The 26,618-nt window shown below is 63.5% G+C and carries 23 protein-coding genes; 12 read left to right on the top strand and 11 right to left on the bottom strand.

The window, feature by feature from the left end; all coding sequences use genetic code 11:
• From purB to GYH35_RS07780, 5 genes are all read left to right on the top strand, one after another.
• Window positions 1-1,368 carry an adenylosuccinate lyase gene (purB, locus tag GYH35_RS07800; protein WP_161815123.1) on the top strand — a complete coding sequence of 456 codons (1,368 nt, stop codon included), beginning with the start codon at window positions 1-3 and terminating at the stop codon, window positions 1,366-1,368.
• Between the two features lie 109 nt (window positions 1,369-1,477).
• Complete coding sequence (locus GYH35_RS07795; RefSeq protein WP_161815124.1) at window positions 1,478-1,993, top strand: NUDIX hydrolase; 516 nt, start codon at window positions 1,478-1,480, stop codon at window positions 1,991-1,993.
• Between the two features lie 52 nt (window positions 1,994-2,045).
• Window positions 2,046-3,107 carry a tRNA 2-thiouridine(34) synthase MnmA gene (mnmA, locus tag GYH35_RS07790; protein WP_202624231.1) on the top strand — a complete coding sequence of 354 codons (1,062 nt, stop codon included), beginning with the start codon at window positions 2,046-2,048 and terminating at the stop codon, window positions 3,105-3,107.
• Window positions 3,108-3,340: 233 nt separating this feature from the next.
• Window positions 3,341-6,034, top strand: coding sequence for an aconitate hydratase AcnA (gene acnA / locus GYH35_RS07785; protein ID WP_161815126.1), 2,694 nt, complete (start codon window positions 3,341-3,343; stop codon window positions 6,032-6,034).
• A 17-nt stretch (window positions 6,035-6,051) separates the two neighbouring features.
• Window positions 6,052-6,828, top strand: a complete 777-nt coding sequence (locus GYH35_RS07780; protein WP_161828095.1) for an enoyl-CoA hydratase-related protein — start codon at window positions 6,052-6,054, stop codon at window positions 6,826-6,828.
• A gap of 49 nt (window positions 6,829-6,877) precedes the next feature.
• On the opposite strand, the gene GYH35_RS07775 is transcribed toward GYH35_RS07780, so the two are convergent.
• Complete coding sequence (locus GYH35_RS07775) at window positions 6,878-7,198, bottom strand: hypothetical protein (protein WP_161815128.1); 321 nt, start codon at window positions 7,196-7,198, stop codon at window positions 6,878-6,880.
• A gap of 173 nt (window positions 7,199-7,371) precedes the next feature.
• On the opposite strand from GYH35_RS07775, the gene GYH35_RS07770 reads away from it, so the two are divergent.
• On the top strand, window positions 7,372-8,244 hold the full coding sequence (locus GYH35_RS07770; RefSeq protein WP_161815129.1) for a GFA family protein: 873 nt from the start codon (window positions 7,372-7,374) through the stop codon (window positions 8,242-8,244).
• On the opposite strand, the gene creD is transcribed toward GYH35_RS07770, so the two are convergent.
• Entirely contained in the window at window positions 8,201-9,553 is a 1,353-nt protein-coding gene (creD, locus tag GYH35_RS07765) for a cell envelope integrity protein CreD (RefSeq protein ID WP_161828094.1), read from the bottom strand. The genes GYH35_RS07770 and creD overlap by 44 nt on opposite strands.
• A gap of 191 nt (window positions 9,554-9,744) precedes the next feature.
• Between creD and msrP the strand changes: the two genes are divergently transcribed.
• Window positions 9,745-10,710: a protein-methionine-sulfoxide reductase catalytic subunit MsrP gene (msrP, locus tag GYH35_RS07760; protein WP_161815131.1), complete on the top strand. Its 966-nt coding sequence runs from the start codon at window positions 9,745-9,747 to the stop codon at window positions 10,708-10,710.
• A gap of 15 nt (window positions 10,711-10,725) precedes the next feature.
• Window positions 10,726-11,355, top strand: a complete 630-nt coding sequence (locus GYH35_RS07755; RefSeq protein ID WP_161815132.1) for a protein-methionine-sulfoxide reductase heme-binding subunit MsrQ — start codon at window positions 10,726-10,728, stop codon at window positions 11,353-11,355.
• 7 nt (window positions 11,356-11,362) lie between these two features.
• Here the strand turns inward: GYH35_RS07755 and GYH35_RS07750 are convergent, their stop codons facing one another.
• From GYH35_RS07750 to GYH35_RS07735, 4 genes are all read right to left on the bottom strand, one after another.
• Window positions 11,363-11,932, bottom strand: a complete 570-nt coding sequence (locus GYH35_RS07750) for a MipA/OmpV family protein (protein ID WP_202624157.1) — start codon at window positions 11,930-11,932, stop codon at window positions 11,363-11,365.
• Between the two features lie 68 nt (window positions 11,933-12,000).
• Complete coding sequence (kynA, locus tag GYH35_RS07745) at window positions 12,001-12,858, bottom strand: tryptophan 2,3-dioxygenase (RefSeq protein WP_161815134.1); 858 nt, start codon at window positions 12,856-12,858, stop codon at window positions 12,001-12,003.
• A 97-nt stretch (window positions 12,859-12,955) separates the two neighbouring features.
• On the bottom strand, window positions 12,956-13,690 hold the full coding sequence (locus GYH35_RS07740; protein WP_161815135.1) for a M48 family metallopeptidase: 735 nt from the start codon (window positions 13,688-13,690) through the stop codon (window positions 12,956-12,958).
• Between the two features lie 24 nt (window positions 13,691-13,714).
• Window positions 13,715-14,488 carry a tetratricopeptide repeat protein gene (locus GYH35_RS07735; RefSeq protein ID WP_161828092.1) on the bottom strand — a complete coding sequence of 258 codons (774 nt, stop codon included), beginning with the start codon at window positions 14,486-14,488 and terminating at the stop codon, window positions 13,715-13,717.
• A gap of 28 nt (window positions 14,489-14,516) precedes the next feature.
• Here GYH35_RS07735 and GYH35_RS07730 point away from each other — a divergent pair, with 28 nt between their 5' ends.
• Entirely contained in the window at window positions 14,517-15,362 is an 846-nt protein-coding gene (locus tag GYH35_RS07730; protein ID WP_161815341.1) for a TatD family hydrolase, read from the top strand.
• Window positions 15,359-16,783 (top strand): M20 family metallopeptidase, encoded by a 1,425-nt coding sequence (locus GYH35_RS07725; RefSeq protein ID WP_161828091.1) that lies wholly within the window; start codon window positions 15,359-15,361, stop codon window positions 16,781-16,783. The genes GYH35_RS07730 and GYH35_RS07725 overlap by 4 nt, the downstream gene beginning before the upstream one ends.
• Window positions 16,784-16,880: 97 nt before the next feature.
• Here the strand turns inward: GYH35_RS07725 and GYH35_RS07720 are convergent, their stop codons facing one another.
• From GYH35_RS07720 to GYH35_RS07700, 5 genes are all read right to left on the bottom strand, one after another.
• Window positions 16,881-17,462: an NERD domain-containing protein gene (locus GYH35_RS07720; RefSeq protein ID WP_161828090.1), complete on the bottom strand. Its 582-nt coding sequence runs from the start codon at window positions 17,460-17,462 to the stop codon at window positions 16,881-16,883.
• A gap of 5 nt (window positions 17,463-17,467) precedes the next feature.
• Window positions 17,468-18,769 (bottom strand): threonine synthase, encoded by a 1,302-nt coding sequence (gene thrC, locus GYH35_RS07715; protein WP_161815139.1) that lies wholly within the window; start codon window positions 18,767-18,769, stop codon window positions 17,468-17,470.
• 58 nt (window positions 18,770-18,827) lie between these two features.
• Window positions 18,828-19,751 carry a homoserine kinase gene (locus GYH35_RS07710; RefSeq protein WP_161828390.1) on the bottom strand — a complete coding sequence of 308 codons (924 nt, stop codon included), beginning with the start codon at window positions 19,749-19,751 and terminating at the stop codon, window positions 18,828-18,830.
• Window positions 19,752-19,768: 17 nt separating this feature from the next.
• Window positions 19,769-22,252 (bottom strand): bifunctional aspartate kinase/homoserine dehydrogenase I, encoded by a 2,484-nt coding sequence (gene thrA / locus GYH35_RS07705; protein ID WP_161815343.1) that lies wholly within the window; start codon window positions 22,250-22,252, stop codon window positions 19,769-19,771.
• A gap of 194 nt (window positions 22,253-22,446) precedes the next feature.
• Complete coding sequence (locus tag GYH35_RS07700; protein ID WP_161815140.1) at window positions 22,447-23,760, bottom strand: AAA family ATPase; 1,314 nt, start codon at window positions 23,758-23,760, stop codon at window positions 22,447-22,449.
• 187 nt (window positions 23,761-23,947) lie between these two features.
• Here GYH35_RS07700 and GYH35_RS07695 point away from each other — a divergent pair, with 187 nt between their 5' ends.
• Both GYH35_RS07695 and GYH35_RS07690 read left to right on the top strand, forming a co-directional pair.
• Entirely contained in the window at window positions 23,948-25,495 is a 1,548-nt protein-coding gene (locus GYH35_RS07695) for a CoA-acylating methylmalonate-semialdehyde dehydrogenase (RefSeq protein WP_161828089.1), read from the top strand.
• Window positions 25,496-25,498: 3 nt separating this feature from the next.
• Complete coding sequence (locus GYH35_RS07690) at window positions 25,499-26,437, top strand: 2-hydroxyacid dehydrogenase (protein ID WP_161815142.1); 939 nt, start codon at window positions 25,499-25,501, stop codon at window positions 26,435-26,437.
• The last annotated feature ends 181 nt before the right edge of the window (window positions 26,438-26,618 follow it).

Below are 26,618 nucleotides of genomic sequence, written 5' to 3'. Positions count from 1 at the left end.
ATGAACAACAGTCCCTTGAATGCGATTTCACCCATCGACGGCCGCTACGCTGACAAGGCCGCCGAGCTTCGGCCGTTATTCAGCGAGCGCGGGCTGATCCGTCAGCGGGTCCGCGTCGAGGCGCTCTGGCTCAAGGCCCTGGCCGCCGAGCCCGGCATCGATGAGCTGCGAGGCCTGCCGGCCGCCGCGCTCACCGTGCTCGATGCGCTGGCCGCCGAGCTGACCGACGCCGAGGCGGCCGAGGTCAAGAAGCTGGAGCGTGAAACCAACCATGACGTGAAGGCGGTCGAGTACTTCGTCAAGAGCCGGCTCGATGCGGTGCCGGCCTGGCGCACGCGTCGGGAGTTCGTGCACTTCGCCTGTACCTCCGAAGATATCAACAACCTCAGCTATGCACTGATGCTGCGGGAAGCACGCGATCAGGTCCTGCTGCCGAGGCTCGACACGCTCATCACTCGCCTCCGCGCCCTGGCGCATTTACATGCGGCGACGCCGATGATGTCGCGCACGCACGGCCAGCCTGCGACCCCGACCACGCTGGGCAAGGAAGTTGCCAATTTCACTTACCGTCTGCGTGAACAGCGGACGCGTCTCGCCGCCGTCACCATCAGCGGCAAGATCAACGGTGCGGTTGGAAATTTCAATGCGCATATCGTGGCGTACCCTCAGGTCGACTGGCCGCGCCTCGGGCAGCGCTTCGTCGAGTCGCTGGGTCTCACGTGGAATCCGTACACGACGCAGATCGAGCCGCACGACTGGATGGCGGAATATTTCGATGCGCTGGCGCGCTTGAACACCGTGCTCGTGGCTCTGTGCCGCGACATGTGGGGTTACATCTCGCTCGGCTATTTCCGTCAGCGCGTCGTGGCCGGGGAGACCGGCTCATCGACCATGCCGCACAAGGTGAATCCGATCGACTTCGAGAACGGCGAAGGCAACCTCACCTTGTCGATCTCGATGCTCCGCTATCTCGCGGACAAGCTGCCGGTGTCGCGTTGGCAGCGCGACCTCACCGATTCGACGGTGCTGCGAAATGTCGGCGTCGCGGTCAGCCATGCGTTGATTGCCTGGCGCTCCATCGAGCGCGGCCTGGAGCGAGTCGATGTGGATGCGAACCGGCTCGCCGAAGACCTGGATTCGAACTGGGAGCTGCTGGCCGAGCCGATCCAGACGGTGATGCGTCGCTACGGGGTCGAGAATGCGTACGAACAATTGAAGTCGCTGACGCGCGGCCAGCGGGTCGACGCTGCGTCGTTGCGACAGTTTGTCTCGGGCCTGGCATTGCCCGAGTCTGCCAAGCAGGCGCTGCTGGAACTCTCGCCGGCGCGCTACGTTGGCTATGCAGAGGAGCTGGCCAGGAAGGTTTGAAAGGGCCGCAGGATGGCTGAACGCCTGTTTAATTACGATTCATGCTTGTTTGCGCCAATAGCTTGATAAACATCACAATCTGTTCAGATTGGATGGCTATACTGCCATTATGACCCTGCGTCCCGACCTCACCGTTGCCGCCATCGTGGAACGCGATGGCCATTTCCTGCTCGTCGAGGAGCGGGTCGGCAATCGCATGGTGTTCAACCAGCCGGCGGGTCACGTCGAGCATGGCGAGCAGTTTCTCGAAGCCGTGATCCGCGAGACGCTGGAGGAGACCGCCTGGACTTTTCGTCCCGAAGCGCTGATCGGCGTGTACCTGTGGGAGCAGGCCGAGAAGCAAAAGAGCTTCCTGCGGGTGGTGTATTCGGGCGAGGTGACCCATCACCATCCCGACCGGCCGCTGGATCGCGGCATCGAGCGCGCGCTGTGGCTGGACCGCGATCAGATCGTCGCCCGCTCGGCCCGGCTGCGCAGCCCGCTGGTGCTCCGGTGCATCGACGACTACCTCGACGGCGCCCGACATCCCCTTGATGTCGCGAAAAACGTCGTCAAAGATGGGGTGCTGTCTCCGGAAGTGCGGGCACGCACGCTGGAACATCCGGCCATCAATCGTTTGATCTGATCTCCTCCTGCCGATTCGTCATTAAGTGACCGCTCCTCTAGTCATCGTCGGCATGTCCGGCGGCGTCGACTCGTCCGTCGCCGCGTGGCTGCTGCTGCAGCAAGGTTATGAAGTCCAGGGCTTGTTCATGAGCAACTGGGACGAGGACGAAGACGGTTACTGCACCGCTGCCGAGGACTATCAGGATGCGCGTCACGTCTGCGAGCAGCTGAAAATTCCGCTGCACAAGGTGAGCTTCGCCGGCGAGTATCGCGAGCGCGTCTTCAGCTACTTCCTCGAGGAGTATCGTCACGGCCGCACGCCGAATCCCGACGTCCTGTGCAATCGTGAGATCAAGTTCGGCGTTTGTTACGACTATGCACGTCGCCTGGGCGCCGAGTGGGTCGCGACGGGGCACTACGCACGCGTCGAGCACGATCCTTCGCAGTCACGCGCCAAGTTGTTGCGCGGGCTCGATCCAAACAAAGATCAAAGTTATTTCCTGCACGCGATGCCGGGCGAGGCGCTCGCGCACACGCTGTTCCCCGTCGGCGATCTGCAGAAGAGCGAAGTGCGACGTCTCGCTCGCGAACAAACCCTGCCGGTGTTCGACAAGAAGGACAGCACCGGGATCTGTTTCATTGGTGAAAGGCCGTTCGCGCAGTTCCTGGAAACCTACCTGCCCGCGCAGCCCGGTCAGATCGAAACCCTCGAGGGGCGCCGTGTCGGCGAGCATCGCGGACTCATGTATTACACGCTCGGTCAGCGCCAGGGCCTGGGGATCGGCGGACGCAACGATGCCAATGAGGCGCCCTGGTACGTGGCCGACAAGGATCTCGCTCGCAATGTGCTCATTGTCGTGCAAGGTCATGATCATCCAGCGATGCTCAGAGGCGAGGCCTGGGCTTCGCAGCTTGCCTGGGTGGCAGGCTCGGCGCCCGCGCCACGCTTCGATTGCACCGCTAAAGTGCGCTACCGCCAGCCGGATCAACCCTGCAGCGTCGAGGTACTCGCGGACGGCGGCGTTCACGTCCGATTCCACCAGCCGCAACGTGCGGTCACTCCCGGTCAATACGTGGTGTTTTACGTGGGCGAAGTCTGCCTCGGCGGCGGCGTGGTCGACCGGACCGCGTAAAAGATTGCGTTGTCAGGCGGAACTCGCCTGGAAATCGTTCTGGGAATGTCGCCGATCGTCCCCATAGTTGCGCGGCGACCGCTATAATCCCGCCGATTTGTCCCCGGGGTTAGGGATCCTTTTCCTTCTGAGCCACGGGGCAATGAAGCATATGGGACGCCTGTCCGAGGTGGCGTCCCTGGCGCTGCCAGCGTCGAGCCAGCCGCGCCACTCCCTATCCTCGTGGAGGACGCATGAAAGACTCGTTTAAGGCGCGCACCACGCTCGCTTGCGGCAATCAGAATTTTGAAGTTGCCAGCCTCGCAGCCCTGAAAGACCGCAACGTCGCTCGCCTGCCCTACTCGCTCAAAATCCTTCTGGAAAATCTGCTGCGCTTCGAAGACGGCGTCAACGTGACGCGCGATGACATCGAAGCCTTGCTGAAGTGGGATCCGAAGGCCGCCCCGTCTTACGAGATTTCTTTCACGCCCAGCCGCGTGATCATGCAGGACTTCACCGGCGTGCCCGCCATCGTCGATCTCGCCGCCATGCGCGAGGCGATGATCAAGCTCGGCGGCAACCCAGATGAGATCAATCCGCTCTCGCCCGCCGAACTGGTGATCGACCACTCGGTGCAAGTCGACGCCTACGGCTCGGCGCAGGCCATGGCCGAGAACAACCGCATCGACTTCAGCCGCAACACCGAGCGCTATGCGTTCCTGCGCTGGGGCCAGACCGCGTTCCAGAATTTCAAGGTGGTGCCGCCGAACACCGGCATCGTGCACCAGGTGAACGTCGAGCACCTCGCTCGCGTGATCTTCGACACTGAGAAGGAAGGCGTGCGCTGGGCCTACCCGGACACCCTCGTCGGCACCGACTCGCACACCACCATGGTCAACGGCCTGGGCGTGCTGGGCTGGGGCGTCGGCGGCATCGAAGCCGAAGCCGCCATGCTCGGCCAGCCGGTCACCATGCTCATTCCGCACGTCATCGGCTTCAAGCTCACCGGCACGCTGCCGGCCGGCTCGACCGCCACCGACCTCGTGCTCACTGTGACCGAGATGCTGCGCAAGAAGGGCGTGGTCGATAAGTTCGTCGAGTTCTTCGGCGACGGTCTCGCCAATCTGCCGCTCGCCGATCGCGCCACCATCGGCAACATGGCGCCGGAATTCGGCAGCACCTGCGGCATCTTCCCGATCGACGAAGAAACATTGAAGTACCTCGAGCTCACCGGCCGCCCGGCCGAGCACATCGCGATGGTGAAGGCGTACGCGCAGCACCAGGGCATGTGGCGTAACAACGGCGATCCGCAAGCCGACTACACCGATGTGCTCGAACTCGATCTGAGCACGGTCGAGCCCTCGCTCGCCGGTCCCAAGCGCCCGCAGGATCGCGTGCCGCTGCGCACCGCGAAGCAGGTCTATCAGACCACTCACAAGAAGATGGCCGAAGAGCGCACGGCGAAGAACCCGAGCGCCAAGGGCGCAGCTTCCACGTCGATGGACGGCAAGTCGTTCGACGTCGCCGATGGCGCGGTGTTGATCGCTGCGATCACGAGTTGCACGAACACCTCGAACCCCGCGGTGCTGATCGCAGCCGGCCTGCTCGCTCGCAATGCGCGCAAGCGTGGCCTGACCTCGAAGCCTTGGGTGAAGACCTCGCTCGCCCCCGGCTCGCGCGTCGTCACCGACTACCTCAACAAGGCGGGCCTGAGCGACGATCTCGATGCGCTGGGCTTCTACACCGTGGGCTACGGCTGCACGACCTGTATCGGCAACTCCGGTCCGCTGCGCGAGGAAATCAGCAACGCCGTGAAGGCTGGCGATGTGATCGCCGCCTCCGTGCTCTCGGGCAATCGTAACTTCGAAGGCCGCGTGCATCCGGAAGTGAAGATGAACTTCCTCGCCTCCCCGCCGCTGGTGGTCGCGTACGCGCTCGCCGGCTCCATGACCATCGATCTGACCACCGAGCCGCTCGGCGCGGGCAGCGATGGCAAGCCGGTTTATCTGAAGGACATCTGGCCGACGCCGGCCGAGATTCAGGAGTTCATCGCGAAGTCCGTGGACGCCGCGATGTTCAAGAAGAGCTACTCGAGCGTGTTCTCGGGCGATGAGAACTGGAACGCCATTCGTCTGCCGAGCGGCAAGATCTACGCGTGGGACGAGAAATCGACCTACGTGAAGAACCCGCCGTACTTCGTCGGCATGACGATGAAGCCGGGCGCGGTCGCAGACGTTCGTGGCGCACGTGCGCTCGCGATCCTCGGCGATTCCGTGACGACCGATCACATCTCCCCTGCGGGCGATATTTCCAAGACCAGCCCGGCCGCGAAGTACCTCGTGGCGCAGGGCGTGCAGCCGAAGGACTTCAACTCCTACGGCGCGCGTCGTGGCAACCATGAAGTGATGATGCGCGGCACGTTTGCAAACATCCGTCTGCGCAACCTGCTGGCGCCGGGCACCGAAGGCGGTGTGACCGTGCACGTGCCGAGCGGCGAGCAGATGAGCATTTACGACGCCGCCATGCGCTACAAGCAGGAAGGCACGCCGCTGGTCATCCTAGCGGGCAAGGAATACGGCACCGGCTCCTCGCGCGACTGGGCCGCCAAGGGCACCATGCTGCTGGGCGTGAAGGCCGTCATCGCCGAGAGCTTCGAGCGCATTCACCGCTCCAACCTGATCGGCATGGGCGTGCTGCCGCTGATGTTCAAGGACGGTCAGAACGCCGCCTCGCTGGGCCTCACCGGCAAGGAAAGCTTCGAGATCATCGGCCTGAACGGCGGTGCTGCGAAGATGGTGACCGTGGTCGCAACGCCGGCCTCCGGCGCGCCGATCAAGTTCGAAGTGCGTGTGCGCATCGACACGCCGAAGGAGCGCGAGTACTTCCAGCACGGCGGCATCCTGCACTACGTGCTGCGTCAGCTGGCGTCTTCGAGCAAGGCTGCTTAATCGATCGAGGAACGATCATGACCGAGCACGTGCGCATCGCTGTTGAAGAAGGCGTTCTACGGATCACGCTTGCGCGACCGGACAAAAAGAACGCGCTGACGCAGGCGATGTACACGGCGCTCGGCGCCGCACTCACCCGAGCCGATGGCGATGCCTCGGTTCGGGTGGTGCTGCTCGAGGCGGAAGGCGATGCGTTCACCGCAGGCAACGACCTCGGCGATTTCGCCGCGGTCGCGGCCGGCAAGCTCGATCGGAAGGCCATGACGACGCATGCGTTTCTGGATGCGCTCGCTCATGCTCGCAAGCCGATCGTCGCCGCGGTGAATGGCTTGGCGGTAGGCATCGGCGTCACGATGCTGTTGCATTGTGACCTCGTGTTCGTCGCCGAGGATGCGAAGTTGTCGACGCCGTTCGTGAATCTCGCGCTCGTGCCGGAAGCCGCCTCGAGTGTGTTGTTACAAGCGCGTATCGGTTATGCGCGCGCGTATGCGATGTTTGCTTTGGGCGAGCCGATCGATGGACGTACGGCGGCTTCGATTGGTCTCGCTAACGCCTCTCTACCCGCAAGTGAAGTGCGAGGCGCCGCGCTCGCGGCAGCGAAGAAGCTGGCGACTAAACCCTTGGGTGCGTTACAGGCGACCAAGCAATTGATGCGCGATGGCGCGGCGATCGCTGCGGTGATGGCGAAGGAAAGTGAGATCTTCGGTACGCGTCTGCAGTCGCCGGAAACGGCGGAGGCCCTGCGCGCGTTTGCTGAACGGCGTCCGCCGGACTTCACTAAATTTGCAGGTTGAACTGGATTCGTTTGAGCCGTACGGCTCGGAGCGGCTAATCCGCTCTATATCAGTAGCTCGGCTTCGGCTTTTTCTTGAACGGCTTGCGCGGCGTCGGATGACGCTGCAAACGAATCGGCAACTGCGGCTCCTCCGGCTCGTCCTCCACCGACCATTTCTCCTTGAACATCTGCATCGCCTCGCTCTGCACGGCCGCGTGACGGTTCGAGAGCATCAGCGATGAGGGCGAGCAGACGCGCGCCCGGATCAATCCCAGGTCGGCGGCCGCATCGAACAGACTCGGATACCAGCTGCGCCAGGCGGGCAACAGGTCCTCCACCTGCTCTCGCAGGCTGCGACGGTCTGAAGTTGCGGTTACGGTGTCGGTCACAACGGCCCTTTTACCACAAAGTTTTTTCGAAAAACGACGGCCCCAGCGACGATCGGGCTCGATACGTGTGAATCTGCGCCGGCGGCCGGAATGCGATGGAGCGGAGCCTCGACGATTTGCTATCGTCGCCGACCGGGATAAGGATCCGCACATTCCAAGGGAGCATTCGAGCCATGTCACCGAGTCAACCTGCGCCTCAGCTGCACGGCAGTTGTCTATGCGGGGCGGTCACTTACCAGATCGGCGGGCCGTTCAACATGATGGTGCATTGTCATTGCTCAATGTGCCGCAAGCACCACGGCGCCGCCTTCGCCACCTTTGTCGGGGCGCCGCTGATGAGCTTCAAGTGGCTGAGCGGCGAGGACCAGATCCTGAGCTATGCGTCCTCGGAAAAAGGCCGACGCGATTCCTGCAAGCGTTGCGGCTCGGTCCTGCCAACTTTGATCGAGGAAATGGATCTCGCGCTGGCGCCGGCCGGCAACCTCGATGGCGATCCGGGCATCCGCCCACAAGCACACGTATTCGTGGGCTCCAAGGCTCCCTGGTACAAGATCACCGACGACTTGCCTCAGCACGAGGAGTTCCCGCCGGAGTTCGGGGTCGGCGGCGTCACGCGCCCCGTCGTCGAGGCCCGCGAGGGCGTCGTGCTGGGCAGCTGTCTGTGCAACAGCATCACCTATGAGATCACCGGCAAGCCGCTTCGTACTGCGAACTGTCACTGCTCTCGTTGTCGTCGGGCACGAAGCGCCGCGCACGCCTCGAACATGTTCTACAGGCTCGAGGACTTCCGCTTCACTCGCCAGGACGCGCCCATCGGCGATTACCGCGTACCCGACGCGAAATACTTCGGCGTCTCCTGGTGCACGAAGTGTGGCGCCACGGTGCCGCGAGTTTCCAAGGAGCGCGGCGCCGTGGTCGTGGCGTTTGGGCCGCTGGACACCGACCCTGGCGTCCAGCCGGCGATGCACATTTACGTCGGCAACAAAGCGTGCTGGTTCGAGATCACTGATACGACTCCTCAGTTTGAGACGGCTCCTCCGGTCTGAGGCGATACCAGTCGACGCGGCGCGTGGCCAGCATCACTGCGGCCAGCGCCGCGAACAGAATGATCGAGCCGAGCAACAGGCTGTAATTCTCGGAGAGCACGAGCACGTACAGCAGCCCATACACCAGGCTCATGGCACCGCCTGCGATCGCGCCTCGCCATGCGCTGCGAAGCGCGCCGGCAAGATATAGCCCGATCAACAGCACGAGCGCCGCGGCCGCCGTGACATACGCGATCGCAAAGGCGATGTGCTCCGACAATGCAATCAGCAGCAGATAGAACATGCTGAGCGCAAGACCGACGAGCAGATACTGCAACGGATGCAGACGATTGCGCGTGACCTGCTCCCACGCGAAGAATGTCAGGAACGTCAGCGCGATGAACAGCACGGCGTACTTCACCGCCCGCTCGCCGCGTTGATAGATGTCCACCGGCTGAAACAAGCTGACGCCGACGGCCGATTTGCTCAGCATCTCTTCCGTTACATTGCCTTCGCGCCAGATTTCGCCGTAGGCGCGATTGAGCTCCAACACCTGCCAGCGAGCCTCAAAGCCCGTGTCGGCGATATTGCGTTCCACCGGCAGCGAAGAGCCTTGGAACGAAGGGTGCGGCCAATCCGCGCTCAACTTCACCGAGGTGACGCTGCCGAGCGGCAGGACCGATACCGCCCGACTGCCCGCGATCACCGCGTCGAAGTCGAAGCTCGCGCCCGGCGTCTGATACAACTGGCTCAGATCGACCCAGGCCTCGATGCCCGGGAACATGCCGGGCCCCGGCGGGCCGAGCTTGATCTGCCCGCCTGCGAAGCTCGCCTGCTTGATCTCCCGCAGGCTGCCCACCGAGCTCAACGGCAAGCGCAGGCGGCTCTGCGACCAGAGGATTCGGGTGCCGGAGTCCAGCGAGAAGTCGGGCGAAATCGGTTGCAACTTCGTGAAGTCGAACTCGCCCTGCAGCCGCACTGTCGACAGATAGACCGGTACTGCGTAGATACCCACATAGCGCGGCTCCGGATCGAGCTTCACATCCAGATCGGCGCTGAGTTTCGCGGGCAGCAGATACACGTCGTTGCGCACGCGCCTTTCTTTACCGTCGATCTGGACGATGCGCTCGGTCGGCACGATCAGCATCGGACCGCCGACCGTCAGCTCGCCTCCCCAGCCTTCGGCGACCCTTTGATAGGCCTGCTCGCGCAGCCCCGCCCGCTCGGTCACCACGCTTTTCAGCATCGCCAGCGGTACCAGCAGCAACAAGACGATCACGCCGATCAACGCCGCCTTGAGCGTGACCGACCCCGACTCCACGATTCTCATCTCCGGCTCTCCCTTAGAGTTGCTTCAGTGCTTACACTGGCGGGCAGCGTGACCAGGCAGGCGGGCAAATCGCCGACGCAATTCGGGCGAATTGTGGAAGCCAATCCAATGTAATGGCCGGCGCGAAACTCCGGTCTGGTGTTACGAGTCTTACGATTGAAGGGCCGGCGCTGCCGGCCGCGAGGAAGCTCATGCTGATCCGACGTCCCCGCCCCGGCGACAGCGCCGCGATCCTGCCCTCCGAGATCACTTCGGAGTCCGTGTATTTGAACCGTCGCAAGCTGCTGCAGGCCGCATTGGCAGCAGGTGTTGCGGGGATTGGCGCAGGCTGGGTCAGCGAGGCTGGCGCGGTCGCCGATCTCAAAGTCCAGCGCAATGCCAAGTACAGCCTGAGCGATGCGCCCAACAGCTACGAAGACATCACCACCTACAACAACTTCTACGAGTTCGGCCTGGACAAGAGCGACCCTGCCGAGAACTCGAGCCGCTTCAAGCCCGCACCGTGGACGGTCGCCGTCACGGGCGAAGCCGAGCACACCGGCAAGTTCGCGCTCGAGGACCTTCTCAAAGGCCACGCGATCGAGGAGCGCGTGTACCGCTTGCGATGCGTGGAAGCGTGGTCGATGGTGATTCCGTGGGCCGGCGTGCCGCTCGCTGACGTGCTGAAGCGCTTCAAACCCACCTCAAAGGCGAAGTACGTCGCCTTCAAGACCGTGCTGCGACCCGAGGAGATGCCGGGCCAGCGCTCGAGGTCGCTCGACTGGCCGTATGTCGAGGGGCTGCGCATCGATGAGGCGATGCATCCCCTGTCATTGCTCGCGGTTGGTCTATACGGCAAGACATTGCCGAATCAGAACGGCGCACCGCTGCGCCTGGTGACGCCGTGGAAGTATGGTTTCAAGGGCATCAAGTCGATCGTCGAGATCCGCTTCACCGAGAAAGAGCCGCCGACCACCTGGAATATTTCAGCGCCGCACGAGTACGGCTTCTACGCCAACGTCAATCCCAACGTCGACCATCCTCGCTGGAGCCAGGCCCGCGAACGAAAGATCGGCGCCGGCGTGTTCGGCTCGCGAGTGCCGACGCTGATGTTCAACGGCTACGAACAGGAAGTGGCGTCGCTGTACAAGGGCATGGACCTGAAGAAGTACTACTAGGCGCCGCTTGCGTTGATGCCTTCCTCCGCCGTCATTCGTCGCGTCATCAAGCCCGCCCTGTTCGTGGCGTGCGCGCTTCCCCTGCTCTCGCTGGTCTTCGCGGCGTTCGGCATCGGCGGCGCGTCGTTGGGCGCGAATCCGGTGGAACGGATTCAGGATACCTTCGGTCAGTGGGGCCTGCGCTTTCTGTGCATTACGCTTGCGGTGACGCCCGTGAGAGATTGGTTCAACATGCCGTGGCTCGTGCAGCTACGCCGCATGCTCGGGCTGTATGCGTTCTTCTACGTGCTGATGCACTTCCTCACCTGGCTGATCCTCGATCAAGGCTTCTATTGGTCGGGCATCCTCAAGGACATTGGCGAGCGGCCCTTCATCACGATCGGTTTCAGCGCACTGGTGTTGCTCGTGCCGCTCGCCGTGACCTCGACGAACAAGATGATGAGACGGCTCGGGCGACGCTGGAAGAAGCTGCACCGGCTGATTTATCTCATCTGCCTGCTCGCCGTGTGGCACTACTACTGGCAGGTCAAATCGGATGTGACCGAGCCGCTGATCTATCTGGCGATCGTCCTCGTGCTACTGGGCTGGCGCGCATGGAAGGCGCGACCAAAGCCGGCCGCGACTGCCGTGATGGAAGAGTCCTGAAACGCGCTCAGAATCGATAACCGACGAACAGCGCGTAGAGGTTCTGATTCTTGTCCTGCACGATCGGGCTGTCGGTCGCATCGCCCTTAAGTTGCGCGGCCGTGACTCGCAGGCCCGCGAACCACTGGCCCGAAAACTGGTACTGCGCGCCAAGCGACACGCGCACGACGCTCACGCCGGCCTCGGGCGCGTACGGCGCCAGATCCGAGCGAGCCGCCTGCTCATCGCTGATGCCGAAAAAGGTTTGCATGTATTCCTCATCTGACCACGTGAGTCCCGGTCCGGCGGTGAGTGTGAGTCGGGCCGTGGGGCGGTAGCTGAGCTCGACATCGATACTCGCCAGTGCGGGCGTGGCGTCGTAACGCGCACGCATGCCACTCAGGACGTCCAGGCCGGAATTGCCGGGAAGCCCCAGATCGAGCAGCACCGCGGCATAGCCATGATCGATCAGCGCGGTCTGGGCGGCGCGTCCATCGTGGGCGACATCCACATGCCAGGAATCCTGTCGAAGCGCGGCCGCGATGGCATCGCAAAGCATGCGATCGTCTTCAACGAGAAGGATGCTCGGCGGTCCCATGCTCGCATGGTATCGGAGCACGAGGGCCGGATTGTTAATGAATTCATTAAGGCCCGGCCAGCAAGCCGTTACATCGACGTGCGAATCGTCCACAGCTCCGGAAAGAACCGCAGCTCCAGCGCCTTGGTCAAATACGACACGCCGCCCGTGCCGCCCGTGCCGCGCTTGTACCCGATGATCCGCTCCACCGTCTTCATGTGACTGAATCGCCAGAGCTGAAACTTGTGGTCCAGGTCGACCAGCTTCTCGGCGAGGTCATACAGGTCCCAGTTGTCTTCCACGCTGTGATAAACCGACAGCCACGCCGCGGCGACTTGTTTGCTCGGCTGATACGGCTGCGACCAGTCGCGATCCAGGTATTCCCCAGGGATCTCGAATCCGCGCCGGCTCAGCAACCGCAACGTTTCATCGTAGATGCTCGGGCTCTGCAGCGCCCGCTGCAAATCCTCATACGCTTTTGGATCGCGACGATGGACCTCGATCGTGTCCGCGTTCTTGTTGCCGATGATGAACTCGAGCATGCGGTACTGCACTGATTGGAAGCCCGACGAGCGGCCGAGCTGATTTCGAAACAGCGAATATTCCGCCGGTGTCATGGTCGCGAGCACATCCCACGACTGCACCAGCTGCTGCTGAATCTTCGACACTCGCGCCAGCATCTTGAACGAAGGACCCAAGTCATCGCGGCGGATATGCTCTCGCGCCGCCGTGAGCTCGTGCAGGCACAGCTTCATCCACAGCTCCGAGGCCTGGTGGATGATGATGAACAGCATCTCGTCGTGCTCGAACGAGACCGGGCGCTGCGCGGAGAGAATCTGGTTCAAGGCCAGGTACTCGCCATAACTCTGGGATTCGCCGAGGTCCCAGTGGACCTGTTCATCGGAGAAATCGACGGGTCGGCGCGTGGGCGTGTCGGAACTGGACATGATGCGAAGGGAAAAGTGGCAGATGAACGGCAGGGTCTGCGCCGCGGGCGGCCGTGTCAACCCCGCCCCGTCTCGGTATACCTACAACCAGCGCCTGCTATTCGAACATCCAGGCCGGCACCGATTGCCAGCCCTTGAGCAGCTCGCGATCCAGGCGGCGGTAATCCGGCTCGTGGTGCTCCACCAGCGCCCAGAAGCGGGACGAATGATTCATGTGGCGCGTGTGACAAAGCTCGTGCACGAACAAGTAACGCACCACCGCCGGATCGAGAAACATCAGGCAGACATTGAGGCTGATCGTGCCGGTGGCCGAGCAGCTGCCCCAGCGCGTGCGCTGGCGGCGGATTTGTATACGGCTGAAACTCAATCCGAGCTCGCGCGCGACGACTTTGAGCTGCGAGCCGAGCTCATCGTAGGCCAGGTCGGACAGCCACTGGCGCAGCGCCGTGGCGATCGCGGCCTCGTCATGGATCGGTCCGAAAATTCGCAGCACGCCATCGTCGAACAACTGGGGCCGGATGGAGGTCGAGCGTGTGTGCTGGTAATCGACTTTGAAATTGCGCCCGATCGCCGGCACCTGAATCTCACTCGGCGGCCCCGCGGTCATCGGCGCGCCAACGGCGCTCAGATCTTCGACCCGGCGAGCGATCCATTGGCTGTGTGTGCCGACGAATCGTTGCACCGTGACGGGCGGCACGCCCGGCGGCACGACCACTTCGACTCGACCGCCCGGATACACACGCACCGACATGCGGCGCGCACGACGACTGACGCGCACGGTCCAGCGCTCGGATGAGTCTCGTGACTCGAACAGCTGCAATTGTGCGGACATGAATCGGGTCGAACAGTAACGAGCTCAGCGAGGGCGATTGGCCGCGGACTGCAACAGCTTTTGCGCCTGTCGGTAGTCTGGCGCAAGCACCAGCGCTCTTTCCAGCACATCGCGCGCCGCGACCATCTCGCCGCGCTTCAAGTAACTTTCACCCAGTCGCGTCAGCGCCTCGGCATGGCCCCAATCGGGCTTGCCGGGCTGCGAGGGCGGCGCGGCCTCGAACTTGGCGACCACGGCGCGCCAGCGCTCAATCGCCGCTGGATCGCCTTCAGCATCCGGCGTGCACAAGGCGTTGATGAACAGGACGCGGGGATTCTCGGCCCCCAGCGTCAATGCGGTGCGCATGGATTTACTACGCATGCAGGAAGCCGAGCCGTGCCTCATCGAGCCCGGCTCGTACGTGTCACACGCAGCCTCGATGGCGTAGATCTCGGCCATGCGCGAATCCTTCTCGATGGCGTCGCGCGCATGCTGAACGCAGCTCTTGGCCGCTTTGCTGGAGCTCGATTTGGTGGCCGCTCGGGCGCGCTCATCCTGCGGCTCGCCCAAGAGTTGCGCGAGCTTCCACTGTCCGTAAGCGAGCTGATATGACTTGGTCGCGGCCAGTCCCGCATCGACTTCGAAGCTGTCGAGCTCGGAGAGCATTTCCGCGAGCGCCCGGCTGTCGCCGGTGTAGAAGGAAAATTGCAGGCGGGCGACCAGGTCGTCGAATTCGGCGGTGGAGCCGGCCGTGGCGGACACGGCCGCCGCCAGCAATACCGGCAGCAGTAACCGACCGACCCATGCACTACAATTCATGGCTCCGAAGATAACACAGACGTTGCAAATGACGGTTGATCCGACTCGCTTTTCCGCCACTTCGCCAGCGCCCGCGCTGCTCGACATCGGCATCAATCTGGCGCACGACAGCTTCGATCAAGATCGCGATGCAGTCATCCAGCGCGCGGCCCAGGTGGGCGTGACACGCATGCTGATCACGGGCAGCTCGCTTGCCAGCACACACACCGCCATCGCTCTGGTGCAAAAGCATCCCGAGCAGATGCGCTGTACCGCAGGCGTTCATCCGCATCATGCTGTGGACCTGGATGCCACTCAGCTGCAGGCATTCAACCAGTTGGCGCGAAGGCCCGAAGTGGTCGCGGTCGGCGAATGCGGCCTCGATTACTTTCGCAACTTCTCGCCGCACGAGGCGCAAATCGCGGCGTTCGAAGCACAGCTGCAACTGGCGGCGCAGGTTCGTAAGCCCGTGTTCCTGCATCAACGCGATGCGCACGAAGATTTCATGAGGGTGATGGGCAAGCATCGCGCGCAACTGACCGGTGGCGTCGCGCATTGCTTCACGGCGGGTCTGGATGAAGCGCGCGCCTATCTCGATCTCGACCTGTATATCGGCATCACGGGTTGGATTTGCGATGAGCGGCGTGGGCATCACTTGCGCGAGGTGGTCCGGCACATTCCGGCCGATCGTCTGCTGATCGAAACCGATGCGCCGTACCTGCTGCCGCGTGATCTGCAGCCGAAGCCCCACAGCCGTCGCAATGAGCCCATGTATCTTCCCCATGTATTGGCGGCGATTGCCGAGGCTCGCGGCGAGCGTTTCGAGGCGCTGGCCGAGATCACGACCGAGAATGCGTTACGCTTGTTCGACTGGAAACAGGATGGAGAGCTATGAACACCGAGCAACTGATGCGCTTCGTCGGCGAGGTCTGGGACAAATCCATCGTGCCGGCGCTGTGCGAGTACATCCGCATTCCCAACAAGTCGCCGCATTTCGACAAAGAGTGGGAAAAACACGGTCACATGGACGCGGCGGCGGAGCTGATGCGCCAGTGGTGCGAGGCCAATGCCCTGCCCGGCATGAAAACCGAAATCGTGCGACTGCCCGGGCGCACGCCGCTGCTGTTCATCGACGTGCCGGCGACCGGCGAGAAGAACGGCAAGGACTGCGTGCTCATGTACGGCCACATGGACAAGCAGCCGGAGTTCACCGGCTGGTCCGAAGGGCTCGCGCCGTGGACGCCCGTGATTCGCAACGGTCGTTTGTATGGTCGCGGCGGCGCCGATGACGGTTACGCGGTGTTCGGCTCGTTGCTCGCATTGAAAGCGCTCGCCGAACAGAACATTCCACGCGCGCGCTGCGTGATCTTGATCGAGGGCAGTGAAGAAAGCGGTAGCCCCGACCTGCCTGCGTATGTCGATGCGCTGGCCGATCGTATCGGCGACCCCTCGCTCGTCGTGTGCCTGGATGCCGAGTGCGGCAACTACGATCAGTTCTGGTGTACGACGTCCCTGCGCGGCAATCTCACCGGCACCTTGCGAGTCGATGTGCTTCGTGAAGGCGTGCATTCGGGCATGGCGAGCGGCATCGCAGCCTCGAGCATGCGCATCGCTCGCCAAGTGCTCGATCGGGTCGAGGACTCCGCGACGGGCCGGATCAAGCTCGATGCGTTGTTCGCGAAGATTCCCGAGGATCGCGTGCAGCAGGCGCAAGCGGCCGCGAAGGCGCTAGGTACGGAGGTCTATCGCAAGTTGCCGATGGTCGAAGGCATGCAGCCGATGGATAAGGATCCCGCCGAGCTGCTGTTGAACAGCACCTGGCGGCCGACGCTGTCCACCACTGGCGTCGATGGCATTCCGAGCTTGCCCGACGCCGGCAACGTGCTGCGGCCGTATACGGCGTTCAAGCTGTCGTTCCGTATTCCGCCTGGGGTCGACCCCGAGCGCGCTGGCGCCGCGCTCAAAGAAGCGTTCGAGAAGGACCCGCCGTATGGCGCAAAGGTTCGTTACGAGGCCGATCCGGGCGCCGAAGGCTGGAATGCGCCCTCCACCGCGCCCTGGCTGGCGAGCTCGATCTCATCCGCGTCGAAGAATTTCTTCGGCGGCAAAGATGCCATGTACATGGGCATCGGCGGCACGATCCCGTTCATGGGCATGCTGAACGTGAAGTTCCCGAAGACCCAGTTCCTGGTCACGGGCGTGCTCGGCCCGCAGTCGAATGCGCACGGCCCCAACGAATTCCTGGACATTGAAACGGGCAAGAAAGTCACGGCCTGTGTCGCCCAGGTCGTCGCCGACCATTACCGCCGCGCATAGCGCAACCGCTGGTTTTTTTCGGGCTGGATGCGTCGGCCCGGAAATAACCGGGCGGTCGTAACGTACGTTCGGCGGTGTTGAACCTGGGAAGCCGTTCTTAAGCGATGGGATTCGCCTCGGCGTGACGCTTCACGTTCGCCCAAACGTCACCGAACGCCGCCGTGATGTTTCCTCGGGCCTTGTCGACCGGCGGGAAATCATCGGTGAGGTCATCGATCCGTAACACGTTGCGCGGCTTGCCCTTGGGGAAGTCGCTCTTCAAGGTGAACAGCAGGCGGCCTTCCACCGGCACTTCACCCGTCAGCAACCGCACCGCCGCCATCCGGTCATACAGCGCGTGCTGGGGATTCGCAAACGTGTAGCGCTGCTTCTTGCCGATCGCCGTCCACTCGAGCATCTGATCGCCGCCGAAGATCGCGCCCGGGCGCTCCAGCAGATCCGCCACCAGCAGGCCTCGCTGGGTCAGCAGCAGGTAGTGCACGTGGATCTGCCCGCCGTTGCCGTTCGGGATCAGCACGTTTTTCAGCATCTCGTAGGCGACATTGGCGATCGCGGCGTCGATTTCCTTGCGGTACCGATAGGCGCGGACCAACAGGTATATCCAGACGATGAGCGCCACCACGGCCGCGACGATCGCGGCGGGAATCGCCCAGAACGGAATCTGCTCGGGAAGCTGCATGCGTCTTATGTGTGTTGCAACTGCGTCCGTAACGCCGACAGGGACGGTTCGAGTTCCTGCTCCTGGCGAGGCAATGACAGCAGTTTCGCCAGCGCCGGCGGCACGGGCACTTCCTGCCCGGTCTGCGGCTCGACGATGTCATTGAACTTCGCCGGATGCGCGGTCGAGACGATCACCCAGTGGCCTCGCGCGCCCCGCGACAGCATGCGCCGATAGACCTTCGCTGCCGTCGCGGTGTGCGGACACCAGATGCGATTGAGCTCGTGCGAGTCACGCCGCAAGGTGCCGCGGATCTCGATGTCATCGACGCTCGAGGCGCCCAGCTGGCCCTGCAGCTCATCGAATTCGGGATGCAGCGAGCGCAGCCGCTCCATATTGCTCGGATTGCCCACGTCCATCGCCGAGGCGAGGGTCGCGACGCTCGCCCGGGGCTGCCATTCGCCCGAGCGCAGGAAATCGGTGATGGTTTGATTGGCATTGGTCGCAAGCACGATCTCCCCGATCGGCAAACCGACGTGCCGCGCCCATACGCAGGCCATGGCGTTGCCGAGGTTGCCGGTCGGAATGATGTAGTTCGGACGACGGCCCAGCTGGCGCCACAGCTCCAGGCTCGACTTGGCGTAGTACACCATCTGCGGCAGCAGGCGGCCGACGTTGATGCTGTTCGCCGAGGAGAGCTGATGCGATTCCTTCAGCGCCGGATCGAGGAACGCCTCCTTCACCATGCGCTGGCACTCATCGAAGGTGCCGTTCACCGAGAAGGTGCGCACGTTGCCGCCCCAGCAGGCCAGCTGCTGCGCCTGGCGCTCGGACACGAGCCCCTTTGGATACAGCACGACCACATCGACCCACGGCTTGCCGTGGAACGCCGCCGCGACCGCGCCCCCGGTGTCGCCCGAGGTTGCGACCAGGATGGTGAGCTTCTTCGGCTCGTTGCGACGGATGCGCTCCATGGTCGCGGCCAGAAAGCGTGCGCCGAAATCTTTAAAGGCGCAGGTCGGGCCGTGGAACAGCTCGAGTACGGACGCCGGCTGCGGCGCCTGATCGAGCGTTACCAGCGGCGCTGGAAAGTTAAAGGCCTCGCGGCAGATCGCGCCAAGCTCGCCTGCGAGCGCATCGCCCTCGAAGAACGGCGCGAGCAGGCGCTCCCCGATCTCGGGCATCTCGTTGAAGCCGTCGAACTGGCGCGTGTTGAAGTGCGGGAACTCGCCGGGAACATACAAGCCACCGTCCGGCGCAATGCCACGGGCGATGGCTTCGCTCAGCGAAGCTCGAAGTGAGGAGTCTCTAGTGCTTATGTAATGCATGGAACGGAAAGGAAGATCGTTGTGTGTCCGCTGCGGTCTGTTCCGTTAGCCCACTACACTAGTCAACTATCCTGGCACCCACGGCGTCGAGCGTGGAAATCCACGCATCACTTGCCATCTTGACTGTGGCAAAGCCAGCCACCATCGCGTCCCGGACGCGTTCGGCATGCTGCTGCTCGCACCAGGCAAAGATCGTGGGGCCGGCGCCGGAGATCGAGCAGCCGAGTGCGCCGTTGCTCATGGCGCCCTGCTTCACCGCCTGGAAGCCAGGAATCAATACCTGTCGCTGCGGCTCGATGACCACGTCCTCGAGCGACTCGCGAATCAACTGCAGATCGCCGGTGAAACAGCCGGTGATGAAGCCGGAGATATTGGCGGTCTGCCAGATCACATCCGACAGCGAAACCGTCTTGCTCAGAATCGAGCGCGCCTCGCGGGTATTCAGCACCATGTGCGGATGGACCAGCACGCAGCGCACCGTCGGTGGCACCGGAATCTGTTTGACGTTGGGATTGTCGATACCAACCGTCAGCACCAGTCCGCCAAACAAGGACGGCGCGATGTTGTCGACGTGGCGCGAGCCGCTCGCCACCTGCTCGCCCTTCAGCGCGAACTGCAGCTGCTCGAGCAGCGTGAGCGGCTTGGGCAACAGCGCGTTCGCGGCCACGACACCAGCGACCGCCGAGGCCGCCGAGCCGCCCAGGCCCGAGCCGAGCGGAATGCCCTTCTCGATCGTGAGCTCGAAGCCGAAATCCAGTTTCAGATCCCGCACCATGCTCAGGACCGCCATGCCGGCGGTGTTCTTTTCCGCATCGAGCGGCAAATCCACGGTCGTTCCGGTGATCGCGCTGATCGTGACGCCGGGCGTTGCAACGCGACGCGCGGTCACGCGATCGCCGATCGACTGAAAGCTGTGGCCGAGCACATCGAAGCCGACCGCGACGTTGCCGATGCTCGCGGGCGCGAACGCCGTTGCGGCCATTTTTTTCAACTGGCTGCTCAAAGCCGTGCTCCAAGATACGCGCACACGCGCAACAGATCGCCGAACACACCGCCCGCGGTCACTTCGGGACCGGCGCCCGGGCCCTGCACCACCAGCGGGTTCTGGTTATAGCGCGAGGTCAGGAAGCGCACGACATTGTCGGTCAGATTGATGTTCGCGAACGTGTGCGAGCGTTCCAGCTCGACCAGGCCCACCGAGGCCTTGCCGGTGGACGCATCCAACGAACCCACGTAACGCAGCACGCGATCGCGGCTACGCGCAGCCTTCAGGCGCTCGGCCATCGGCGCATCGAACTCGGGCAGCCGATCGAGGAATTCCTGCGGCGAGCACTTGGTGAGCGCCGCGGGGACGAGACCTTCGAGCTGCACATCACCCAGCTCCAGGCGCAGTCCCATCTCGCGACCGAGGATGATGAGCTTGCGCGCGAAGTCGAGGCCCGACAGGTCATCGCGCGGATCCGGCTCGGTGTAACCCTTCGCCTTCGCCGTGCGCACGACCGAGGAGAACGGCTCGGAGCCGTCCCACACGTTGAACAGATACGCGAGCGTGCCGGAGAGAATGCCTTCGATGCGCCCGATCTGATCGCCCGTGTCGCGCAGATCACGCAGCGTCTGGATCACAGGCAGGCCCGCGCCGACGGTCGCTTCATACAAGTAGTGAGCATTGCCCTGACGGCGCGCCTCATGCAGTCGCGCATACAGCTCGAGCTCCGAGCTGTTCGCCTTCTTGTTCGGTGTCACGATGTGGATGCCGCTGGCGAGCCACGCCGGATAGCGCGCGGCCACTTCGGAGCTGGAAGAGCAATCGATGATGATTGCGTGCGGCAGATGATCGGCGCGCACGTGCTCGGCGAAGCGCGTCAGATCCGCCTCCTCGCTCTTCGACTTGAACGCATCGCGCCAGCCGGCGAGTGGCACTTCGGCGTCCGACAGATGCATGCGCTTGGAGCTCATGATGCCGCGCACGCGCAGGTCCAGCTTCAGATCGCGCGACAGACGCTCGACCTGCGAGGCCATCTGATCGAGCAGCACACCGCCGACGGTGCCTGGACCGATCAAGCCGATCGAGACCGTGTGTGGCGAGAGATAGAAGCTCGAGTGCACCGAGCGCAGCGCGCGCGAGGAATGCTTGCCGTCGATCACGGCCGAAATGTTTCTTTCGGAGGCGCCCTGCGCGATCGCGCGCACGCTCACGCCAGCGGAGCCGAGCGCGCCGAACACTTTGGCGGCAACGCCATGGGAGCCGGCCATGCCATCGCCGACGACGGCGAGGATGCTGCAACCCACGTCGACTTCGACGCTTTGAATCTGCCCTTCGCGCAACTCGCGGTCGAACGCCTGGCGCACCACGGCTTCGGCACGCGCGGCTTCGCCCTGCGGGATCGCGAAGCAGATGGAATGTTCCGAGCTGCCCTGGGAGATCAGGATCACGGAGATGCCATGGTCACGCAGCGCGCCGAACAGGCGATGCGCGGTGCCCGGCACGCCGATCATGCCGGCGCCCTCCAGGTTCACGAGCGCGACCTTGTCGATGCAGGTGATGCCCTTCACCGCGATCTGCGAAGTAGGCTTCTCGCAAATCAGCGAGCCGGCCTTCTCGGGCGCGAAGGTGTTGCGAATCCAGATCGGAATGTTCTTGCTGACCGCAGGCGCCATGGTCTGCGGATGGATGACCTTCGCGCCGAAATACGCAAGCTCCATCGCTTCGTTATAAGAAAGCGAGTCGATGACTTTCGCATCGGGCACGAGGCGCGGATCGGCGCTGAGCACGCCATCGACGTCCGTCCAGATGTGAATCTCTTCGGCGTTGAGCAGCGCGCCGAAGATGGAGCCGGAGAAGTCGCTGCCGTTTCGGCCGAGCGTTGTCTGCAAGCCATTCGGATCGCGCGCGACGAAGCCGGTGATGATCAGCGTTGCAGGCTCGGACGGCGTGATTCGGTCCATGTTCGCCTGCGAAACATCCCAGCGAACGCCGGGACCGAGCGGACCCCACTCGACCGAGACGACATCGCGCGCATCGACCCACTGCACCGAGCCAGGACGGCGGCCGCGATGACGCAGATATGCGCTGAACAGACGCGTCGACCAGATCTCGCCGTACCCTGCGATGAGATCGCGAACGGTCTGCGACGCCGAGCGGATCAGTTGCACGGTCTGCAGAATGCCGGCGATGTCGCGGCAATCCTGCTCGAGCTTCGCCATGTATTCGACGCGCGCGCCGTCGGGCAGCAACGTGTCGGCGATGACTTGATGGCGATGGCGCAATTGTTCGATGCGCTCGGCCAGTGTTGTTTCCTGCTTCTCGGCAGCAATGACCAGGTTCAGCAGGCCGTCGGTCACACCGCGGCACGCCGAAAGAACCACACCTAGCCGCGGATGCGGATCCTGTTCCAGGATCCGAGCCACGCGCTCCATGCAAGCCGCATCGGCGACGCTCGAGCCGCCGAATTTATGTACGCGCCAGCGCTCCACTTGTCTCATCTCTTCTAGCTTGAGGATGCCAAACCCGCGCACGCGCACCCTCCCGTCTGCCTGACCGGCACAGGATCAGTGGACTAGAGGGGACTGCGTTTGGGAGGCCGACACTCTACTGACAGCAGAAGAATGGCGCAAGCTGCCGTCTCGCCGGCATTTTTTAGCGCAGCCGTGGCCTGAACATCGCGCCGGGTGACGCCTTAAGGCGACGGCTCGCCCCGCCCGAAAGCCAGCAGGCTGCTGACCTCCTCTTCGCCGGCGGCGACGGGAAAGCCCGGCCGGGCAAAGCACAGCGTCTCGGCTGGGTCGGGCTGCGCGTTGTTGGCTTGTTCGTTGATGTACATGACACGCGCGGGGCCGACCTGAATGAGGTCGCGGTGTCGCAGCGCGCGGCGGACGATCCGCCGGGAGTTCACCAGCAAGCCGTTCGTGCTGCCGAGATCCAGCAACAGATCCCGGTTGCCGTCGCGCACGATGAGCGCGTGATAGCGGCTGATGAACACCGAGTCGATGCGCAGGTCTGCTTCCTCGCCGCGGCCCACCAGCACGCGGTCGGATTTTAGCGACACCTCGCGCTCCGGCTCGCCCTGCATGGTGACGACCAGCTTGGCCTGGCTCGGGGCCGACCCGAGCGACGCGACCTGCTCGAGGACGGCGGTTTCCATCCGCAAACGGCGACGCAGCCAGCCCAGATCCTCGATGGCCTTCTCCAACGCCGAGTGCGTGACCTGCCCCGCTCCTTCCTCGCGCGCATGAATCAGCGCCCGCTGGCACAACTTATTAATGTTGGCGGGAATGCCGAGACTGCAGGCATGAATCTGGGGCAGCAGCGTGTACGGCATCAACGCGTCGGGATTCGGCGCACCCGCGGCGCGCAGCCGATGCGCCACATACGCCGCAGTCTGATCCTCGGTGAGCGCATTGAGCGAGAACCGGGAGACCGTGCCTTGGACCAGCTCCGCCATGCGCGGCGACTCCAGCACCAGGTTGAGCGCGGGTTGCCCCAGCAACAGAATTTTCAGTACACGCATGCCCTCGTGCTCGACGGCCGCGAGACAGCGCAGCTCCTCCAACACCAGGGGATGCATGCTTTGCGCGTTCTCGACGATGAGCAGGCACAGCCGGCCCGCGTTGGCCTGATGCGCGAGATAGCGCTCGAGCAGCCGGCGACGCTCGGTCTTGTCGTCATCGGCGAGTGAGAAACCGAATTGGCGCAGGATCTCCAGCAGGAACTCGCGCGGGCCGATGGCCTCGCGCTGGACCGTGGCGACGTTCACGCGCTCATCCAGATCCTTCAGCAACCGCTTGATCAGCAGGCTCTTGCCACAGCCGTTATCCGCGGTGACGACGCCGAGCCGCGCTTTGGTCCACAGCGAATGCCCCATGAACTCCAGCGCGCGCAGGTGCTGATCGCTCGGGAAGAAGAAGCTTTCGTCCGCAGTATCGGTGAAAGGCTCGGTGCTGAGACCGAAACCGGTGGAGATGGGCGGAACGGCGACGTCGGGTGCGGTCATGAATCGGCTGGAAAGGGTCCGTAACTCGCTGACTTAGTTAAGGTTGGAAGCGACGCGGATCCCTCGCGCCGGATCGGACAATAATCCCTGCGCCCTTGTAGTACAAGCGATCCTACGGACCATGGATTGCGGTTGCGAGATGGCGTCGCGGTCGCGGTGTCGGCGCGCGGCGCGTGCTCGCTTTAATATGGTGCGAAACTCCAGCCTCAGAGGTTCTGTCGTGAGCGCCGTCCTGCAATCCCCGTCCGAGATCCATCATTTCATCGGCGGTCGCTCGGTCGTCGCGACCTCGGGTCGCGCAAGCGACGTCTTCAATCCGGCCACGGGACAGGTCGTGGGTCGCGTGCACCTGGCAAGCGCGCAGGATGTAAACACTGCCATCGGGGCCGCGAAGGCCGCGTTCCCGGCCTGGGCCGAGACCGCCCCGCTCCGCCGCGCGCGCATCCTGTTCAAGTTCAAAGAGCTGCTCGAGCGCAATCACGACGCGCTCGCCGCCGCGATCACCCGCGAGCACGGCAAGGTGCTCTCCGATGCGCGGGGTGAAGTCACGCGCGGCATCGAGGTCGTCGAGTTCGCCTGTGGCATTCCGCACCTGTTGATGGGCAAGCACTCCGACAACATCGGCGGCGGCATCGACAATTGGAATCTGCGCCAGCCGCTCGGCGTCGTGGCCGGCATCACGCCGTTCAACTTCCCGATCATGGTGCCCATGTGGATGTATCCGGTGGCGCTCGCGTGCGGCAACACGTTCGTGCTCAAGCCCTCCGAGCGCGATCCGACGCCGAGCCTCATGGTTGCCGATTTGTTACGCGAGGCCGGCCTGCCCGAGGGTGTCTTCAACGTCGTGCAGGGAGACAAGGTGGCGGTCGATGCCCTGCTCGCTCATCCCGATGTCGCGGCGGTTTCGTTCGTCGGCTCCACGCCGATCGCGCAATACATCTACACGGAAGGCGCAAAGCACGGCAAACGCGTGCAGGCGCTCGGCGGCGCGAAGAATCATCTGGTCGTGATGCCCGACGCCAATCTCGATCAAGCCGTCGACGCGCTGGTTGGCGCTGCCTACGGCTCCGCGGGCGAGCGATGCATGGCGATCTCCGTCGCGGTTGCCGTGGGCAATGTTGCCGATGAGTTGGTGCGGCGCTTGTCGGTGCTTGCCAAGACGCTGGTCATTGGCGACGGCATGGAGCCCAGCAGCGAAATGGGCCCGCTCGTGACCGCGGCCCATCGCGAGAAAGTGGAAGGCTACATTGCGCAGGGCGAGCAAGAAGGCGCGAAGCTCGTCGTCGATGGCCGCACGCACCGGGTGCGCGCGGGCAGCCCAGGCTTCTACACCGGCGCCTCATTGTTCGATCACGTCACCGCGGGCATGAAGATCTACCGAGAAGAAATCTTCGGTCCGGTGCTCTCGGTCGTGCGCGTGCCAGATTTGGCAGCGGCCGTGAATCTCATCAACCAGCACGAATTCGCGAACGGCGCGGCGTGCTTTACTTCCGATGGCAATGCCGCTCGCACCTTCTCGCGCCTGGTGCAGGCCGGCATGGTTGGCATCAATGTGCCGATCCCGGTGCCGATGGCCTGGCATTCCTTCGGCGGCTGGAAGCGCTCGCTGTTCGGCGATCATCATTCCTACGGTGAAGAAGGCATCCGCTTCTACACTCGTTACAAGAGCATCATGCAGCGCTGGCCGGACAGCATCGGCAAGGGCGCGGAGTTCTCGATGCCGGTGGCTAAATAACGCATGCGAATCGTCGTTGTTTACGGAGGCGAGAAAGGCCAAGCCTGGCGCGATGCCATTGCCGCCCAGTTGCGCGATGCCCAGGTCGATCTGTGGCAGCCGGGATTTACTCAGCCTGCGGATTACGGTGTCGGCTGGGCGCCGCAGGCGCGCTTCTTCATCGATCAGCCGCGGCTGCGGGCGTTTCTGCCGACGGGCGCCGGGGTCGAGCACGTGTTGAACAATCCGAGCTTGCCGCCCGATCTGCCCATCGTCCGCGTCGAAGACGCCGGCATGGGCGAACAGATGATCGACTACTGCCGCTTCGAAGTGCTGCGATGGATGCAACGTCGTGACGAGTACGCCACCCAGCAAGCGGCGGGTGTTTGGAAACAGTTGCCCGAGTCGTCTCGCGAGGACTGGCCGATCGGCATCTTTGGCCTGGGCGTGCTCGGACGCCAGGTGGCGAGCGCGTTCGCCGCCGAGGGCTTTCCGGTCAATGCGTTCTCGCGCTCGAACACCGCGAGCGCACCGAACGTGCGATTGTTTACCGAAGCGAACGGCCCGGATCAGTTCGATGCGTTCATGCGCGCCACGCGCGTGCTCATCATTCTTGCGCCGCTGACGCCCGCGACTCAGGACAAATTCGATCGCAAGACACTGCAGCGGTTGCCGCCAGGCAGCTATGTCATCAACGTGGCTCGCGGCGGGTTGATCGTCGATGAAGGGTTGCTCGAGCTGCTCGACGATGGGCATCTGAACGGCGCCGCATTGGATGTGTTCCGGCAAGAGCCACTGCCGCCACAGCATCGCTACTGGACGCATCCCAAAGTGCACATGACGCCGCACACGGCGGCTGTCACGCCCATGGGCCCGGCCGCGAAGCAGATCGCCGAGAAAATCAGGCAACTTGCGGCGAATCAAACCGTCACCGGCATCGTCGATCGCACTCGCGGCTATTGAGCCCAGCGATTGGCGGGCGATACGCGGCCCTCGCCGCCTCCTCACGTCCTGTCATTAGGGAACTCGCGCGGCTCCCATCGCGTCCTGACGGTACGCTGCGGAGGGATGCTGTCATGACCCAACTTCGACGAGACGCCGCCTACATTCGAACCCAGTCGCACACGAGCGGCCGCGCCGCCGT

The organism is Steroidobacter agaridevorans, from assembly GCF_009932555.1.
Classification (GTDB): Bacteria; Pseudomonadota; Gammaproteobacteria; order Steroidobacterales; family Steroidobacteraceae; genus Steroidobacter; species Steroidobacter agaridevorans.
Note: the sequence above shows the minus strand (reverse complement) of the source record. Positions and strands in the feature narration are given on the sequence as shown.

Bases quoted from the DNA above. Each gene is read 5' to 3' on its own strand.
- purB (WP_161815123.1), top strand. From the start codon at position 1: ATGAACAACAGTCCCTTGAATGCGATTTCACCCATCGACGGCCGCTAC.
- GYH35_RS07795 (WP_161815124.1), top strand. From the start codon at position 1,478: ATGACCCTGCGTCCCGACCTCACCGTTGCCGCCATCGTGGAACGCGAT.
- mnmA (WP_202624231.1), top strand. From the start codon at position 2,046: ATGTCCGGCGGCGTCGACTCGTCCGTCGCCGCGTGGCTGCTGCTGCAG.
- acnA (WP_161815126.1), top strand. From the start codon at position 3,341: ATGAAAGACTCGTTTAAGGCGCGCACCACGCTCGCTTGCGGCAATCAG.
- GYH35_RS07780 (WP_161828095.1), top strand. From the start codon at position 6,052: ATGACCGAGCACGTGCGCATCGCTGTTGAAGAAGGCGTTCTACGGATC.
- GYH35_RS07770 (WP_161815129.1), top strand. From the start codon at position 7,372: ATGTCACCGAGTCAACCTGCGCCTCAGCTGCACGGCAGTTGTCTATGC.
- creD (WP_161828094.1), bottom strand. From the start codon at position 9,553: ATGAGAATCGTGGAGTCGGGGTCGGTCACGCTCAAGGCGGCGTTGATC.
- msrP (WP_161815131.1), top strand. From the start codon at position 9,745: ATGCTGATCCGACGTCCCCGCCCCGGCGACAGCGCCGCGATCCTGCCC.
- GYH35_RS07755 (WP_161815132.1), top strand. From the start codon at position 10,726: ATGCCTTCCTCCGCCGTCATTCGTCGCGTCATCAAGCCCGCCCTGTTC.
- GYH35_RS07750 (WP_202624157.1), bottom strand. From the start codon at position 11,932: ATGGGACCGCCGAGCATCCTTCTCGTTGAAGACGATCGCATGCTTTGC.
- kynA (WP_161815134.1), bottom strand. From the start codon at position 12,858: ATGTCCAGTTCCGACACGCCCACGCGCCGACCCGTCGATTTCTCCGAT.
- GYH35_RS07740 (WP_161815135.1), bottom strand. From the start codon at position 13,690: ATGTCCGCACAATTGCAGCTGTTCGAGTCACGAGACTCATCCGAGCGC.
- GYH35_RS07735 (WP_161828092.1), bottom strand. From the start codon at position 14,488: ATGAATTGTAGTGCATGGGTCGGTCGGTTACTGCTGCCGGTATTGCTG.
- GYH35_RS07730 (WP_161815341.1), top strand. From the start codon at position 14,517: ATGACGGTTGATCCGACTCGCTTTTCCGCCACTTCGCCAGCGCCCGCG.
- GYH35_RS07725 (WP_161828091.1), top strand. From the start codon at position 15,359: ATGAACACCGAGCAACTGATGCGCTTCGTCGGCGAGGTCTGGGACAAA.
- GYH35_RS07720 (WP_161828090.1), bottom strand. From the start codon at position 17,462: ATGCAGCTTCCCGAGCAGATTCCGTTCTGGGCGATTCCCGCCGCGATC.
- thrC (WP_161815139.1), bottom strand. From the start codon at position 18,769: ATGCATTACATAAGCACTAGAGACTCCTCACTTCGAGCTTCGCTGAGC.
- GYH35_RS07710 (WP_161828390.1), bottom strand. From the start codon at position 19,751: ATGGCCGCAACGGCGTTCGCGCCCGCGAGCATCGGCAACGTCGCGGTC.
- thrA (WP_161815343.1), bottom strand. From the start codon at position 22,252: ATGAGACAAGTGGAGCGCTGGCGCGTACATAAATTCGGCGGCTCGAGC.
- GYH35_RS07700 (WP_161815140.1), bottom strand. From the start codon at position 23,760: ATGACCGCACCCGACGTCGCCGTTCCGCCCATCTCCACCGGTTTCGGT.
- GYH35_RS07695 (WP_161828089.1), top strand. From the start codon at position 23,948: ATGGTGCGAAACTCCAGCCTCAGAGGTTCTGTCGTGAGCGCCGTCCTG.
- GYH35_RS07690 (WP_161815142.1), top strand. From the start codon at position 25,499: ATGCGAATCGTCGTTGTTTACGGAGGCGAGAAAGGCCAAGCCTGGCGC.